The sequence below is a fragment of the Paenibacillus hunanensis genome (genome assembly GCF_034055775.1).
GTDB classification, from domain to species: domain Bacteria; phylum Bacillota; class Bacilli; order Paenibacillales; family Paenibacillaceae; genus Saccharibacillus; species Saccharibacillus hunanensis.
The window spans coordinates 2,067,992-2,083,683 of the sequence record NZ_CP139194.1 but is presented as its reverse complement, the minus strand read 5'-3'; the positions used below and the strand labels follow the sequence as shown (position 1 = coordinate 2,083,683).

The window sequence follows — 15,692 nt, the reverse complement described above, 5'->3', positions numbered from 1 at the left end:
CACTTCCGATGTACCGGAAATAAAACGCTTTTACATTTGTCCGCCAATAGGCTTGCTTTATTGCCAAAATATCACACTGAACTATGTTACATTGTACTATAATCGTGTTCAGAAATAAATAAAGTATTTAGAAGTGTTGACGTTGCTTTCTTGATTATGATAGTATGTTATGAGTGTTGTTTTCATGCACTTTTTTGGAAATAGGAGGTGTAACTATGGCTCGTAAATGTTATGTAACTGGTAAAACTGCTGGTAGCGGTAACCACGTATCTCACGCAAACAACCGTAATCGCCGCACTTGGGGCGTGAACGTTCAAAAAGTTCGCATCCTCGTTGACGGTAAACCAAAGCGCGTTTATGTAAGTACTCGTGCTCTGAAATCCGGTAAAGTTACTCGCGTATAATGATATGTCGATGAAGAAAGCACTCTCGCTGAGGGTGCTTTTTTGCTGTGGGTTTTGAGGTTGATGGTTGCTGAGTAGACTGGTTGTAAGGTACAACGCTTCGGCAAGGGATAAGAGGACGGACTCAGGTGGAGCCGCGGGAATCTACTGGATTAGGAGTTAATTGTAGATTCCCGCCCCTCCAAAGTCGTCCTTACCCCTTATTCCCTTGCCTCCGCTCTGAGCTGGGTTATACATATGTGCTTTTTATTTATTACTTATAAATACTTCAATTACTTATAAATGCTTCGAGTAGCCTAAACATTTTATACAGCAAACGAACTCTCCTTAATGCGATATTTCGATTGAATTCATTGTATCCAGTGAGTTAATCATGTAAAATACTACGTTATTGTATGAATTGCATTTACAACAATGTGCACTCTTTTGTTCATAAGCACTTTATCACTTTAGCATGTTAGTATGCATTAATCATATTCTCTTAATCATGTATTTTAAGTCATATATAATTGAGAATCCCTATCTAGTTTTTCTATCAATTTTATTTTGAGTTCCCTACTTACTACTTTTAATCTCAATCCGTACTACTTTCAAGCTTGCCGTACATTTTTGTTGTAGCTCTGAAAAAAATTGGAGTTAATCACCTCGTATCGCTTATCATCACAAACTTTCGATTTGTATTATTGGCTCGTTACTCTACAGCTATCATTTTTCATCTTTTCGTTATCATTTCAATTACGTATCTACATATAAAAAAGCGTGTCAAAGTTAGGAGTAACTTCGACACGCTTTTATTTTGTCTTACGACATTAGATTACGTCTTGATGATTAAGCTTATTTTGCTAAATCGCTTTATGACCTGCACCCTATTCGTATCCGGTTTTATACCAAACTATCACGGATACTACGAATCGCGGCTGCGCGGTCTGGGGCGCCGAAGACGGCGCTGCCGGCTACGAGGACGTCTGCTCCTGCTTCGACGACCTGGCGGGCGGTGGAGGCAGCGATGCCGCCGTCTACTTCGATGTGTAGGGCGGTGTGTCCCATTTCGTTTGCCCATTGGCGGATTTCGCGGATTTTGTGTACGGTGCGTGGGATGAAGGATTGTCCGCCGAAGCCCGGGTTAACGGTCATGACGAGCACCATATCGATATCTTCCAACACCTCGCGAATCGCGCTGGCTGGGGTTGCTGGGTTAAGAGCTACGCCTGCTTTGGCGCCGTGCTCTTTGATCAGGTGGATCACACGATGAAGGTGCGTACAAGCTTCCGCATGAACGGTGATCATCTGTGCGCCAGCTTTCACGAAGTCAGCTACGTATAGTTCTGGATTTTCGATCATCAGATGGACATCGATGAACAATCCGGTGTGAGAGGATACTGCTTGTAGTACAGGTGCGCCAAACGTAATATTCGGTACAAAATGTCCGTCCATCACGTCGACATGCAGCCAGTCTGCACCACTGCGCTCCACTTCTTTTATTTCATCCAGTAAATGTCCAAAATCTGCGGACAGAATAGAAGGAGCAATTTTGATATTATGCATGGTTAGTACCTCCGTTTCTCGTCTTTCATTTCCTGATAGAACTGCTGATAATGTTTGTAGCGCGTATCGGCAATCTCGCCTGTCTCCAGTGCTTCGATTACTTTACAGCCCGGCTCATGCAAATGGGTACAGCCACGGAATTTGCAGCCGTCTGCATACTCGTTAAACTCACGGAAACACGAACCGAGATCATCTACCCCCAGCTGCGTAAAATTGAGCTGGCTGAAACCTGGCGTATCTGCGACATACCCGCCGCCTTGAAGCTCGATAAGCTCTACATGACGTGTCGTATGACGTCCGCGACCAAGTCGCATACTGATCTCGCTCGTATTCAGATCGCTACCTGGAATTACCTTGTTCAGTAGCGACGATTTGCCTACCCCGGATTGTCCGGCGAACATGCTAATTTTACCATTCAGCTCTTCACGAATCTGATCCGTGCCCAGTTCATTTTCCGCACTGGTCAGAATAACCTGATAGCCGATACGTTCGTATAGCTGCTTCGCCTGCTCCACCTCGTTCCGTGTCGCTGTATCCTGCGGGTCGATCAGATCCATTTTTGTAAAGCAGATCAGCGGCTCCAGTCCGGCATGTTCAATATGTACCAGAAATTTATCCAGTAGAATCAGGCTAAGGTCTGGTTCCTTGACGGAAAAGAGTAGCACCGCTTGACGAATATTCGCCACAGGAGGACGGATCAGTTCCGTCCTCCGTGGCAATATTTCATCAACGGTGCCTTCTCCGTTCTCAGTCAATGAATAGATGACCCCATCGCCAACAAGCGGCGAAATGCCTTTTTTCTTAAAGATGCCTCTGGCGCGGCACTGGATGGTGCCCGTTTCGGAGAGAGCGTAATCTCCGCTCTCCGTATCCGGTTTAACGTAATAATATCCGCTTAGCGCTTTGACAATTAAGCCTTCAGGCATGCCATCCGTCCTTTCATTTCTTGAGCTTGGCTATGTTGCAATAGCCTGTTATTTATCGTTGTTGTGCCTACTCATTCGCACAAAGGCTGGCTTGAATAGCCCATGATTGTTTGTAAATGAGGCTTGTTAAGATCAAGCTCTAGCTACAACTCAAGGCCCGTTGGTGCCTGCCGCAGGATCTGATGTCCCGTTGCCGTTACCATTGTTATTACCCGGTCCCTGATTATCGCTACCATTTCCATTACCATTTCCATTATCTGTTCCCGTACTACCTGTAGCTGGATCGGTACCACCATTGTCAGCTGGAGGTGTTGTTGGCGAGGTTGTACCACCATCTGGCGGAGGCGTTACCTGACCTGTATTGTCTGGCTCGATAATACCTTCCTGCACAGTTCCCTGCTTCGCATCATTATAGCTAATCGCAAATGTATCCAGGAACTGACCATCACGATATACTTTGACCACACCATTTTGGCTTGGGTCCAAAATCATATTCACCTGTAGCGATTGACGAGAATTGATCGTTTTGGTACCCCAGTTACGATCTGCGCCACGTGCATCAGTATAGATGATATTGATCTTGCTCGACTGACCTGCCGTTTTTGGTGGTACGGAAACGGAGTACGTAAAGTCGAGTGCTTCCGGTGGATATCCGCTACTGATCCACACATCCACTTTGCTGCCTTTAGTTGCAGATGAGCCAGCCTGTGGATTTTGACGTGTGACCTTGCCTGCTTCTACCGTATAGCTTGATTCCTGCTGTACATTACCCATTGAAAAGCCTGCACTGGATAATTTCGATTGTGCTGAGGATTGTCCGGAATTGGTCACATCCGGTACGGTTGCCGTAGATACGCCCTTACTCACAACGAGTGTGACTGCCTGCGTCTCTGGCTTCACATCCTCATTTGCACCTGGATTCTGATCGAGCACGATGCCGCTATCTACACTGTCGCTTGTTTGGTCTTCACGAGTAATCTGATTATCCTTGAATCCAAGCGCGAGTAGCTGCTTGCGAGCATCCTCGTACGTCGTCTGTCCATCCTTGAAGTCCGGCATTTTGATCGGGTCCTTGTCTACCGTCACGCTGAGTGTAACCTGTGCGCCTGACTTGACCGTTGCATTCGGCTCAGGATCCTGAGCGAAAACAATCCCTGCCTCTTTACCTTCCTGATATTCATAATTAATCTTATCCGAAACGGTAAGACCCATTGCCTCCAGCTGCTGTACTGCGCTTTGCTCCTTTTGATTCAGCACGCTTGGTACGATAACATCCTTTGTTTCCAGTGTAGAGCTGACATACATTACGATGGCCGTCATGATCAAGAGCACCACGACAACGATCGATACCCATACCGCTGGCTTTTTCCAGAAGCTTTTCGGCTTGGTAGCAGGGCTTGTTCTTCCGCGGTCACGTTCCATATGGCGAACGTCCTCCTTTTCAGGCGGCGGTATCGGAATCGAGTTCGGACGGATTGCCGATACGACCTTGGTCTGCTCATCATCGTCATTAGTTGGGAAATACACCTTTGTTTCGGTGCTGCGTTCTGGCATCAGACATGTATCCAGATCGAGCAGCATATCCTGTGCCGAATGATAACGCTCGGCTGGATTTTTGCGCATTGATTTGAGGATGATATTTTCTACACTTTGCGGAATCAATGGATTGATCACGCGCGGATCTTCAAATTCATCCTGCAAATGCTTGAGCGCAACGCTGATCGGACTTTCGCCCTGAAACGGCAGTCTGCCCGTTAGCATCTGATACATCACGATACCGAGCGAATACAGGTCAGACTTTTCGCCTGTCGTTACGCCCTTTGCATGCTCCGGTGAAAAATAGTGCACCGAGCCTACAACAGAGCCAGTCTGTGTAATCGTGGTAGATGTAACCGCCCGTGCGATACCAAAGTCAGTCACCTTCACGCGACCATTCAAGCCAATCAAAATGTTATGCGGCTTAATATCACGGTGAATAATCTGATTATGATGCGCATGCTCCAGTGCATCACAGATCTGGGTCGCAATACGAACCGCTTCTTCTACTGGCAACGGTGCGCGTGCCTTGATGATCTCATTCAGATTCTGTCCATTCACGTATTCCATCACGATAAAATGAACATCGTCCTCCTGCCCTACGTCATAGATGCTCACTACATTCGGATGGGACAGCGAAGCTGCTGACTGCGCTTCGCGGCGGAAACGACGAATGAACTCCTCATCATGCACAAACTGCTGTCTTAATACTTTAATAGCGACATGGCGGTTCAGCAGTACATCCAGCGCTTTGTATACAAGCGCCATACCGCCTCCGCCGATCTCTTCCATAATTTCATAGCGGCCGCCTAGAATACGTCCAATCATGGCGTCCACCCCTCACTATGTGCACCCTGTGCTGTTTTATCATATTCAAACAGGGCTACGGTAATATTGTCCTCGCCACCAGCTTCCAGCGCGAGTGCAACCAGATGACGTGCACGCTCGTCCAGCGCAATGCCAGCCAGCGCTACCGTCTCGATCTGATCACGTGTGATCATATTACTAAGTCCATCGCTGCATAACAGCAATACTTCGCCTGAAGACAGTTCAATATCATCCAGTTCTACGCTCACCTCGGAATCGGTGCCAAGCGCACGCGTCAATACATTACGACGCGGATGAGCAGCCGCCTCCTCCTGGCTAATTTGCCCGGTTTTTAGCAGCTCGTTCACCAGACTGTGATCCTGAGTGATCAGACGCAGTCCTTCCTCACTGATCAGATAGGCCCGACTATCGCCAATATGACCGATAATCCCCTGACTCCCTTTCAGCAATACGGCAACCACGGTCGTTCCCATATTATGATAATCATCGCTTGTCTGGGCCGTATGAAAAACAACATCATTCGCATGTAAAATCGCATCATGCAGCGCGGCACGGCATGCTTCTGCCGATAGCCCCGCTTCAAGACCCTGCAAATCTGAAATGACCGTCTGCACAGCCAAACGGCTGGCGGTATCGCCTGCGCGATGCCCACCCATGCCGTCCGCTACAATACCGAGTACATACTCGCCCTGTATATTGCCAACCCATACGGAATCCTCATTTACCTGTCTGACGCGTCCCTTATCACTCAACTGTGCTGTTTTAATCAACACCGATCACCTCGCAGTCGACTCCATGTGCTTCGCACGCAACTGTCCGCAGGCAGCAGCGATATCATGCCCCTGCTCGCGACGGATCGTTACGTTCACACCTTTGTCTGCCAGAATACGTTGAAATTCAAAAATATCCTTACGCGGAGTACGCACATAATCGCGCTCCGGTACATAGTTGACCGGAATCAGGTTCACGTGACACATCATGTCCTTCAGCACGTTAGCCAGCTCCTCTGCATGCTCAGGACGATCATTTACGCCACCGATCAATGCGTATTCAAATGTAATACGGCGACCTGTTTTAGCCATATAATGACGCAGGGATTCCATCACATCATCAAATGGGAAGCGGCGGTTAACCGGCATCAGCTTGGAACGCAGCTTGTCATTTGGTGCGTGAATCGAGATCGCCAGATTGATCTGTGTATTTTCGTCAGTAAATTTGTAGATGCTTGGTACGATGCCACTTGTGGATACGGTAATGTGGCGTTGTCCGATGTTAAGCCCTTTTTCGTGAATCATAATGCGCAGGAATTTCATCGTTGCATCATAATTCTCAAACGGCTCACCGGAGCCCATAATAACGATACTGCTTACGCGCTCATTCGTTTCGTCCAGAATCTTTTGCGCTTGAACAACCTGAGCCACGATCTCACCAGCTGTCAGGTTACGCTTCAGACCGCCCAGTGTGGATGCACAGAACGTACAACCGATACGGCAACCGACCTGTGTAGTCACACAGATGCTGTTACCATAGTTGTGACGCATAATAACCGTCTCAATCGCATGGTTATCATGCAGACCGAACAGGAATTTCACCGTGCCATCTTTGGATTGCAGCTTGGTAATCTCATCAAGCATGACAAAAGAAAACTGGTCGTTCAGCTTGGCACGCAGCCCCTTGGACAAGTTCGTCATTTCTTCAAACGAAGTTACGCGCTTCACATACAGCCAGTCAAAAATTTGCGATGCCCGGAATGCAGGCTCATTATTTTCTTTCACCCAGTCCTGAAGATCCTCCAGGGAAAAGTCATATATAAAGGGTTTCATTAGATTTATCACACCTATTCTTCATATCTTAAATTTGTTTAACTGAACATTACTATCGGGTTCACATCTTTACTATTTTAGCACAAAACAAAGAAAGCCTAAAGGGGCGCGCCGCCATTCGTTGCTACAATCTGCTTGGAGCATCTTCTGTCGGGCCCGCTGTAGGCTATACCGCACCAGCTTTTCAGGCTATAACGGTGTATCTTTGCTATTGATTTGATCCGTTAAAAATAAAGTTAATACATGCATTTAAGCTTTTAAACGCAGCGCAGCGATATAAAATCCATCCGAATGATAATCCTGTGGCAAAATTTGCACGCCAAGCGCGGCTTGCTCCGACGCTTTCGCATGTGCCAGCTTATCGGCAAATAACGGAACTATGACCGGTTCGAACTGCGGATGGGTATCGACAAAGCTACGCACCACATCTTCATTTTCACTCTGCTCAATCGTACAGGTGCTATACACCAGTATCCCACCAGGCTTGAGTAATGAAGCAACTCGCTCCAACAATCGGCGCTGTAAAGCCGCAATCTCTTTAATATCCGAAGCGGACTTGTTCCATTTCAAATCTGGCTTACGACGAATGACACCCAGACCTGAGCAAGGTGCATCCAGCAAAATACGATCAAACGAAGCTGCCTCATACCGCTCAGGCAAAGCCACCGCATCGCCGACAGCAGTATCGATCACAGACAGATGCAGACGCTGCGCTTGATCGTCGATCAGCTTACGCTTATGTTCATGAATATCGTTGGCGATAATATGACCTTGATTGTGCATTTTCTCTGCGATATGAGCAGTTTTACCACCGGGCGCTGCGCAGCAATCGAGTACGCTCATACCCGGCTCTGGCTGAACCGCCTCAGCCACAAGCATTGAACTTTCATCCTGAATCGACAGCATACCATCACGATACCAGTCCGTTAATGCCATATTGCCACTACCGCCTACCAGAATACCATCTGGTGCAATGGTAGATGGCTGCGCATAATAGCCAGCATCATTCAGCGTTTTCAGCATCTGCTCGCGTGTCGTCTTGTTGGTGTTCACACGCACACTAACAGCAGGTGGTTCATTGTTAGACATGCAAATCTGCTCGGTAACACTTTCACCGAATTGCTGCACCCAGCGCTCTACCAGCCATTCAGGATGTGAATATTGGAGAGAAATACGCTGTACCGCAGACAGATTGTCTGGAATCACCAGCTCATCGAGCTGACGTAGTACATTACGCAGCACTCCATTTACCATACCGGAGATTCCTTGATGTCCACGGCGTTTGGCGATATTGACCGCTTCATTCACTGCTGCATGCGGAGGAATGCGATCAAGATAATAAATCTGGTAAAAGCTCAGCCGTAACAAGCTTCGTACCCATGGCTGTAATTTATGCATTCCCTTCGCTACAAAGCGTCCGAGAAAATAATCAATCGTATTCAAATGGGAAATGGTGCCGTAGACGATCTCTGTCGTCAATCCAGCATCCGCTCGCTCCAGACCTGCCTGTACCAGCGCCTGATTCAATTGCAGGTTGCTATACGAGCCGCTTGCTTCCACATCGGTCAATACATTTAGCGCCACATCACGAGCAGACAGTTTGCGCGCTCCTACCTTTGGTGCTGACTGCGGTTTACTGGAGCCATTACGATTCGCAGATGAGGACGATCGTTTACCTTGCCCATTCGAGGAGCCGTTTCCTGATGACTGCGCTGGACGGCGTGGGCGCTTATCGGATGAACTCACGACAGCACCGTTCCTGTGATCATTACATTCCCACGTGCAAAGTCAGCTGCACGCAGCGCTTTTTTACCCGCAGGCTGTACTTCGGTCAGCGTCAGTACACCATCACCTGTACGAACCACGATTCCGTTTTTGTTAAACTCGACTACCGTACCTGGCACGGCATCCGCAACGCCACTCGGCAACGATTCATTTGCCTCGGGCTTGAGTGTTTTCCATACCTTGAACACATCGCCATTCCATAGCGTAAAGCCCCCTGCAAAGGGTACGAGACCGCGAATCTGATTATAAATCGCCCGGCTATCCTTGCTCCAGTCGATTTTCTCGTCTTCACGCGTCAAGTTCGGTGCATAGGTCGCTTCGTCGTCATTTTGCGGCTCCGCATCCAGCTTGCCTTCCAGCAGACGTGGGAGCTCCTGCTTCAGCAATTCTGCACCAGCAACGCTCATTTTTTCAAATAACGTTCCTGACGTGTCTTCGTCCGTAATCGGCACTTCCAGACGTGCGATCATATCACCGGTGTCCAGACCTTCCGCCATATACATAAGCGTAATTCCTGTCACTGTCTCACCGTTAATAATGCAGCGCTGAATCGGTGCACCGCCGCGGTATTTAGGCAGCAGCGAGCCATGGATATTAACACAGCCCAGACGTGGCAGATCCAGCACAGCCTTCGGTAAAATTTGTCCATACGCCGCCGTTACGATCAGATCAGGCTCATACGCCGCCAGCTCTGCTACTGCTTCCGGATTGCGCATACGCTGCGGCTGTAGTACAGGCAGACCATGCTCCAATGCTGCTGATTTGACTGGCGATGGTGTTAGAATTTTCTTGCGTCCTTGTGGCTTGTCTGGCTGGGTAACCACGCACACAACATTCATCCCCTGCTCCAGTAGCAGCTTGAGGCTAGCTACTGCAAAGTCAGGCGTTCCCATAAAAGCGATTCTGGTCAATGTTTATTCCCCTTCCTCGTCCAGTCTGCGGTCATAGACACGCTCGGCGATATCGGTGAACAATACACCGTTCAGATGATCGATCTCATGCTGTAGCGCACGTGCCAGCAGCTCGCGTCCAGTTATCGTAATCTCGTTACCATCGCGATCCAGACCTTTTACCGTCACTTCCATTGCACGGCGTACTTCACCATTCAATGCTGGAATGCTCAGGCAGCCTTCCGAACCGAGCTGCTCGCCGCTACTTGCGACAATCTCAGGGTTAATCAGCTCGATCAAGCCATGCTCATCTCCTACATCAACTACAATTGCACGTTTAAGAATACCGACCTGTGGTGCAGCCAGTCCTACGCCATCTGCGTCATACATCGTTTCTGCCATATCGGTCAGCAGCTTTTGCACATTAGGGGTAATTTTTGTGATTTCCTTTGCTTTTTTGTGAAGCACTTCATCTGGTTCTTTTACAATAATACGAATTGCCATCGTCTCATCCATCCTTTACGTCATATCAGTTCAGTTGTTTTGTTTACTTGATGCAGCATCAATTACGCAGACTCTATTGTTGATCATCCGCAAACAGCAGCCCCGCTACTCCAAGCAGCGCCTGACTATAGGCAGCTGTAGGAGCAATCGGGGCAGTTGGTGCTACATCATTACCTGTGGATCAACATCAATGCTGATCAAAAGTTCTTTATCGCGCGTGCTGTCCTGTAGCTGCTGGGATACAAATTCCGCCAGCTTCGCAACGTCCATATCTCCACGCCATTTTATCATACATTGGAATCGGTATCTATTTTTTAGCCGTGGAATCGGTGAAGCGACTGGTCCAAGCACATCCAGCGCCTCAGTGGAAAAGCGCTCCAGACTGCCTAGCCAGCCCAATCGCTGTGCCTGATCCTTGACCATTTGCACATAATTTTCAGCGATTCGTACAAGTAATGGCAGCTTTTCATGCGAAAAGGTGATCAGTGCCAGGCGGCAGTAAGGTGGATAGCCAAGCCCTTGACGATGCTTCAGCTCTTCACGTACAAAAGAAGCATAATCATGTCGGCTCGCATGCACCACCGAATAGTGATCCGGATTGTACGTCTGTACGATAACCTCACCTGGCAAATGGTGCCGACCTGCACGTCCAGCTACCTGAGTCAATAGCTGAAATGTCTTCTCTCCTGCACGAAAATCAGGCAGATGCAGCGCCGAATCAGCAGCAATAACGCCGACAAGCGTTACATCCGGGAAATCCAGACCTTTGGCGACCATCTGTGTACCAAGTAGTAAATCTGCCTGCCGATCACGGAATGTGTTCAATAGCTTTTCGTGTGAACCCTTCTGCGTAGTCGTATCCACATCCATGCGTACTACCCGAATACCCGGGAACAGCTTCGCCAGTTCTTCCTCTACCCGCTGTGTTCCTGTACCAAAATAGCGAATATGCTCACTTCCGCACTCTGGACACACCTCTGGCGCTGGCTCCGCATGACCACAATAATGGCAACGCAGATTGTTCGAGCGCTGGTGGAAGGTAAGCGAGATATCGCAGTTCGGGCATTCAGCGACATAGCCACAGGTGCGACACATCACGAATGTCGAGTGTCCACGCCGATTCAGCAAGAGCACGGTCTGCTGCTTTTTCTCCAGCCGATCGGCGATTGCCTCATATAGTGGACGGCTGAACATGGAGCGGTTCCCTTCCTTCAGCTCCTCACGCATATCCACGATGTGTACCGCAGGCAGTTCGCTGCCAAGCGCACGTCCGTGAATTTCTAGTAGCGTCGGTTTGAATTCATCATTACTTTGTGAACGAGAAGCATGATAGCTCTCCAGCGAAGGGGTAGCCGAACCCAGAATGACCACCGCCTGATGCTGATGCGCACGATGCACCGCCACATCACGAGCATGATATTTGGGGCTTTCCTCCTGCTTGTAAGAGGTCTCATGCTCCTCATCCATAATGATCAGACCGAGATGGGCAAATGGGGCAAAAATCGCCGAGCGTGCTCCAATTGCCACCAGCGCCTGACCTTCACGAATTTTGCGCCATTCATCATAACGCTCACCGCTGGACAAACGGCTATGCAGCACCGCCACATGATCACCGAAGCGGCTTTTAAAACGCTCCACCATTTGTGGGGTGAGTGAGATTTCTGGCACGAGCATAATCGCTTGTCGTCCCTGCTCAATCACCCGCTGAATCGATTGCAGATAGACCTCGGTCTTACCGCTCCCTGTAATACCGTGCACTAGAAATTCACCCTCGGTACGGCTATCGATACGCTGTACGATGGAGTCGTACACCATCTGCTGTTCATCCGTCAGTACGAAGGGCTGACTCGGCTTAAAATGACGATCCTTATACGGATCACGGAATACCTCGGTATCCTGAATCGCAATATAGCCTTTATCTGCAAGCGACTTGACCGTGCTAGCTGTAACACCAAGCACACTCAGAATCTGCTTCATCGTCACCTCACCGCCAATATCCGCGATAAAAGCGAGCACTTCCTTTTGCCGACTCGCTCGCGCAGGAAACTCATCGATAATCGTGCGAATCTCATCCTCTGGGAGTCGAAGCGATACCGTCCGTACCGTCTTCTTCTGCACCTTATCACGAATACTGCGTGTTTCCGACAATACACCACGCTGGAGCAGACGCTTGATTGTATCTGCCTGTCCAGCAAACTTGCGGCTGAGATGCTCCATCCGTACTTCCTGCTGCTTGCGAATATGAGCAACGATCGCTGCTTCTGCTTCATCCAGCTCATCTACCGTTTCAAATAGGACAGGCTCATCAGCAGTAGTAGCTGTCCCCTGTTCACGCTCACCCCACTCGGATGGATCAGCAACTCGAATATATCGCTCTGCTTTACCCTTTAGCGCCGATGGCAGCATCGCTTGCAGCGCGGTAATCCGGTGACACGCATAACGCGCACTCATCCACGCTGAAAGCTCGATCAGATCCTCAGATAAAGGTGGAACGAGATCGAGCAGCTCCTTAATCGGCTTCAGCTTTATATCTGGCGTTTCCGACTGTTCAGCAAGTCCAATGACAAAGCCCTGTAAGGTACGTGGACCAAAAGGTACACCGACCCGACTGCCAATCTCCAGCCAACCCTGCATCGAATCCGGGATCAAGTAATCAAACGGTCGGTCAGTGCCACGGCTCGGAACATCAACGATCACCCTGGCAATCCGGCTCATGAGGCAGACACCCCGCTCATTCGCTTCGCTGCAAGCTGTAGCAGGCGTGATGCGACTTCGTCCTTGCTCATCAGCGGTACGTCATCAGCAAGTCCATTTTCATCAAAAATCTGTACACGATTCGTATCTGTGCCAAAGCCAGCGCCCGCTGCTGTCACATCATTTGCGACAATCAGATCACAGCGCTTGCGTCGAAGCTTGTCCATCGCATATTCGGCCACATTGCCTGTCTCTGCGGCAAAGCCAATCAAAAATTGATCGACCTTACGCTCACCCAGACTCTGCAAAATGTCGACGGTTTTTTCAAGCTCTAGCGTCAGGTCAGCATCCTTCTTTTTCATTTTGGTGGCATGTACCGTTTTTGGACGGTAATCAGCAACCGCAGCCGTTTGCACCATAATATCAGTATCGTTCCATTCTGCCAGCACCGCTTCATACATATCCTGTGCAGATTGGACGCGAATCGTCTCGATGTCTGTCGGCAAAGGCACCTGAACCGAGGCGGCGATAAGCTTTACCTCTGCACCCATTCGATGTGCCATACGTGCCACAGCAACGCCCATTTTGCCAGAGGAATCATTCGTAATATAGCGAACTGGATCAATTCGTTCAATCGTTCCACCTGCTGTCACTGTCACCGTGCGTCCAGCTAATAGCCCTGCAAGCTGGCGTTCACGTTCCTGTGTAGCAAAATACTGCTGTACTACCGCGATGATCGTCTCGGGCTCTTCTAAGCGTCCTTTGCCCACATAGCCACATGCCAGCATACCTTCGCCTGGCTCCACCATCATGACACCGCGATCAACAAGTGTGTTCATATGACCGATGATCGCCGGATGCTGGTACATATGCACATTCATTGCTGGAGCGACCATAATCGGTGCTGTCGTTGCTAGCAGCATGGAGGTAAGCATATTATCTGCTAGACCCAGCGCCATTTGGGAAATCGTATTCGCTGTTGCTGGGGCAATCAATACGAGGTCGGCTAGATCAGCTAGATGAATATGCGTTACTACCTCTGGATTGCGTTCGTCAAATGTATCAATATGCACAGGGTTACGTGATAGCGTCTGCAAGGTAAGCTCGGTAATAAACTTGGCAGCCGATTCAGTCATGACCACATGCACATCGGCTCCCTGCTTGACCAGCCCACTACAGAGCGAGGCTGCTTTGTAAGCCGCTATACCGCCGGTGATGCCAAGCACGATCTTTTTGCCTTTTAGCATGATATTCCCTGCTTTCTTTATAAATTGGTGGTGGGAAAGTGATTTTACCTGGTGCGTGTATAGACTTTTGTTGTAACGCATGCTTCACTACGACAAGGAATAAGAGACGTCCTCCGGTGGAACGCAGGAATCTACGAAGCAAGAAAAATTGTAGATTCCCGCGTTCCAAAGTCGTCCTTTCCCTTATTTCCTTATCTTCGTTCCGTCGCATATGCAACACAAGTCTTTCCACAGCCAGGATAAAATATCTTTTATGGTGTGGAGCATTGGTACAAGTACGATTGAAGCACCAACATTCCAATAAATATCTTAGAGCATTTATTATTGTTGTGTGGAATATAATCAGGGTGCAATAAACAAAAAGTTACTAGTTTTTCAACTGAAAATTCACCATTGGCTCCTATCGAAAACCCCGATTATCAAATAAAAAAAGGGATTGAGAAATTATCTTCTCAATCCCTTTATTATACCTCTAAATGTACGAAAAGGGTACAGGTATTCGTACATCCTGTGCGTTATCGTACGTTCGTTTACACAAAAAATAACAACCTTTCGGTTGTTATCATTGCCCGTTGGTTACGCTATAGCATTGGTATGCTATAAGCAAATGAAGGAATTAGTTTTCGCGGTCGCTTTGTTCCAATTCTGCTTCAGTACGGCGCTCGATCTTGATGTTGTCGTTGTAGATTTCTTCCAGTGCTACGCCGACAAATTTGTGAGCTTTTGGATGGTGCAGTTCGCTTTTGCTGCCATCACGCAGTTGTCTTGCACGGCGGGATGCCGCAACAACGAGCGAGTATTTACTGTCTACTTTGTTCATCATTTCATCAATGGATGGATATAACATAGTTTTGCACCTCATATTCTGTCAGAACATTTCTGCTCTGCAACTTATTTACGAATCTTGCAATGCTCAGCGATAATGATGCTTTCGATGCGCTGACAAGCCAGCTCGATCTCATCATTCACCACAGAGTAGTCGTAATGCTTCATCATTTCCAGCTCATCTGCTGCAACCGTCATGCGATTGTTGATCGTATCAACTGTTTCCGTACCACGGTTGGTCAGACGATTTTGCAGTTCTTCAAACGAAGGAGGCGTCAGGAAAATGAACACACCCTCAGGGAACTTTTCCATCACCTTCAGTGCGCCCTGCACTTCGATTTCCAGAAAAATATCGTTGCCTGCTTCCAGTGTGCTCTCTACAAAATCACGTGGTGTGCCGTAATGATTGCCTACGTATTCTGCATATTCCAGCAGCATATCGCCAGCGATCATTTGCTGAAACTCCTCGTGTGTTTTGAAGAAATAGTTGACCCCATCAACTTCACCCTCGCGCGGCTGACGAGTGGTCGCGGATACCGAATAGATCAGCTCGGGCTTGCGTGTGCGTAGCTCTGCGCTGACGGTTCCTTTGCCGACACCGGACGGGCCGGACAGTACAAATAATAATCCTTTAGACATGATACACTCCAATGTAGACTGCCGGTAGCCTGATTCCAAGCACCGG

General features: G+C 48.6%; 13 protein-coding genes. 1 reads left to right on the top strand and 12 read right to left on the bottom strand.

Annotated elements, in window-relative coordinates; genetic code table 11:
- Positions 1-215: 215 nt before the first annotated feature.
- The gene (gene rpmB / locus SK066_RS08445) at positions 216-404 is read left to right on the top strand and encodes a 50S ribosomal protein L28 (RefSeq protein ID WP_082472268.1); all 189 of its coding nucleotides are present in this window, start codon (positions 216-218) and stop codon (positions 402-404) included.
- Positions 405-1,286: 882 nt separating this feature from the next.
- On the opposite strand, the gene rpe is transcribed toward rpmB, so the two are convergent.
- The 12 genes from rpe to gmk form a co-directional block, all read right to left on the bottom strand.
- Positions 1,287-1,949: a ribulose-phosphate 3-epimerase gene (gene rpe, locus SK066_RS08440; RefSeq protein ID WP_320544338.1), complete on the bottom strand. Its 663-nt coding sequence runs from the start codon at positions 1,947-1,949 to the stop codon at positions 1,287-1,289.
- Between the two features lie 2 nt (positions 1,950-1,951).
- The gene (rsgA, locus tag SK066_RS08435) at positions 1,952-2,875 is read right to left on the bottom strand and encodes a ribosome small subunit-dependent GTPase A (RefSeq protein WP_320544337.1); all 924 of its coding nucleotides are present in this window, start codon (positions 2,873-2,875) and stop codon (positions 1,952-1,954) included.
- Positions 2,876-3,025: 150 nt separating this feature from the next.
- A complete protein-coding gene (pknB, locus tag SK066_RS08430; protein WP_320544336.1) occupies positions 3,026-5,239 on the bottom strand; it encodes a Stk1 family PASTA domain-containing Ser/Thr kinase in 2,214 nt (737 codons plus the stop codon).
- Positions 5,236-6,009, bottom strand: coding sequence for a Stp1/IreP family PP2C-type Ser/Thr phosphatase (locus SK066_RS08425; protein WP_320544335.1), 774 nt, complete (start codon positions 6,007-6,009; stop codon positions 5,236-5,238). Before SK066_RS08425 ends, pknB begins: the two co-directional genes overlap by 4 nt.
- 6 nt (positions 6,010-6,015) lie before the next feature.
- Positions 6,016-7,062 (bottom strand): dual-specificity RNA methyltransferase RlmN, encoded by a 1,047-nt coding sequence (gene rlmN / locus SK066_RS08420; RefSeq protein ID WP_188775132.1) that lies wholly within the window; start codon positions 7,060-7,062, stop codon positions 6,016-6,018.
- A gap of 249 nt (positions 7,063-7,311) precedes the next feature.
- The gene (gene rsmB, locus SK066_RS08415) at positions 7,312-8,808 is read right to left on the bottom strand and encodes a 16S rRNA (cytosine(967)-C(5))-methyltransferase RsmB (protein ID WP_320544334.1); all 1,497 of its coding nucleotides are present in this window, start codon (positions 8,806-8,808) and stop codon (positions 7,312-7,314) included.
- On the bottom strand, positions 8,805-9,740 hold the full coding sequence (gene fmt, locus SK066_RS08410) for a methionyl-tRNA formyltransferase (protein ID WP_320544832.1): 936 nt from the start codon (positions 9,738-9,740) through the stop codon (positions 8,805-8,807). The genes rsmB and fmt overlap by 4 nt, the downstream gene beginning before the upstream one ends.
- Positions 9,741-9,761: 21 nt before the next feature.
- Positions 9,762-10,241: a peptide deformylase gene (gene def / locus SK066_RS08405; RefSeq protein WP_250343538.1), complete on the bottom strand. Its 480-nt coding sequence runs from the start codon at positions 10,239-10,241 to the stop codon at positions 9,762-9,764.
- 162 nt (positions 10,242-10,403) lie between these two features.
- Positions 10,404-12,956, bottom strand: a complete 2,553-nt coding sequence (gene priA, locus SK066_RS08400; RefSeq protein ID WP_320544333.1) for a primosomal protein N' — start codon at positions 12,954-12,956, stop codon at positions 10,404-10,406.
- Positions 12,953-14,182: a bifunctional phosphopantothenoylcysteine decarboxylase/phosphopantothenate--cysteine ligase CoaBC gene (coaBC, locus tag SK066_RS08395; RefSeq protein WP_320544332.1), complete on the bottom strand. Its 1,230-nt coding sequence runs from the start codon at positions 14,180-14,182 to the stop codon at positions 12,953-12,955. The genes priA and coaBC overlap by 4 nt, the downstream gene beginning before the upstream one ends.
- A gap of 616 nt (positions 14,183-14,798) precedes the next feature.
- Positions 14,799-15,029: a DNA-directed RNA polymerase subunit omega gene (gene rpoZ / locus SK066_RS08390; protein WP_188775127.1), complete on the bottom strand. Its 231-nt coding sequence runs from the start codon at positions 15,027-15,029 to the stop codon at positions 14,799-14,801.
- Positions 15,030-15,073: 44 nt separating this feature from the next.
- Positions 15,074-15,646, bottom strand: coding sequence for a guanylate kinase (gene gmk, locus SK066_RS08385; protein ID WP_250343541.1), 573 nt, complete (start codon positions 15,644-15,646; stop codon positions 15,074-15,076).
- Positions 15,647-15,692: the final 46 nt, after the last annotated feature.

Bases quoted from the DNA above. Each gene is read 5' to 3' on its own strand.
- rpoZ (WP_188775127.1), bottom strand. From the start codon at position 15,029: ATGTTATATCCATCCATTGATGAAATGATGAACAAAGTAGACAGTAAA.
- pknB (WP_320544336.1), bottom strand. From the start codon at position 5,239: ATGATTGGACGTATTCTAGGCGGCCGCTATGAAATTATGGAAGAGATC.
- coaBC (WP_320544332.1), bottom strand. From the start codon at position 14,182: ATGCTAAAAGGCAAAAAGATCGTGCTTGGCATCACCGGCGGTATAGCG.
- fmt (WP_320544832.1), bottom strand. From the start codon at position 9,740: ATGGGAACGCCTGACTTTGCAGTAGCTAGCCTCAAGCTGCTACTGGAG.
- rlmN (WP_188775132.1), bottom strand. From the start codon at position 7,062: ATGAAACCCTTTATATATGACTTTTCCCTGGAGGATCTTCAGGACTGG.
- rsgA (WP_320544337.1), bottom strand. From the start codon at position 2,875: ATGCCTGAAGGCTTAATTGTCAAAGCGCTAAGCGGATATTATTACGTT.
- priA (WP_320544333.1), bottom strand. From the start codon at position 12,956: ATGAGCCGGATTGCCAGGGTGATCGTTGATGTTCCGAGCCGTGGCACT.
- def (WP_250343538.1), bottom strand. From the start codon at position 10,241: ATGGCAATTCGTATTATTGTAAAAGAACCAGATGAAGTGCTTCACAAA.
- gmk (WP_250343541.1), bottom strand. From the start codon at position 15,646: ATGTCTAAAGGATTATTATTTGTACTGTCCGGCCCGTCCGGTGTCGGC.
- rpe (WP_320544338.1), bottom strand. From the start codon at position 1,949: ATGCATAATATCAAAATTGCTCCTTCTATTCTGTCCGCAGATTTTGGA.
- rpmB (WP_082472268.1), top strand. From the start codon at position 216: ATGGCTCGTAAATGTTATGTAACTGGTAAAACTGCTGGTAGCGGTAAC.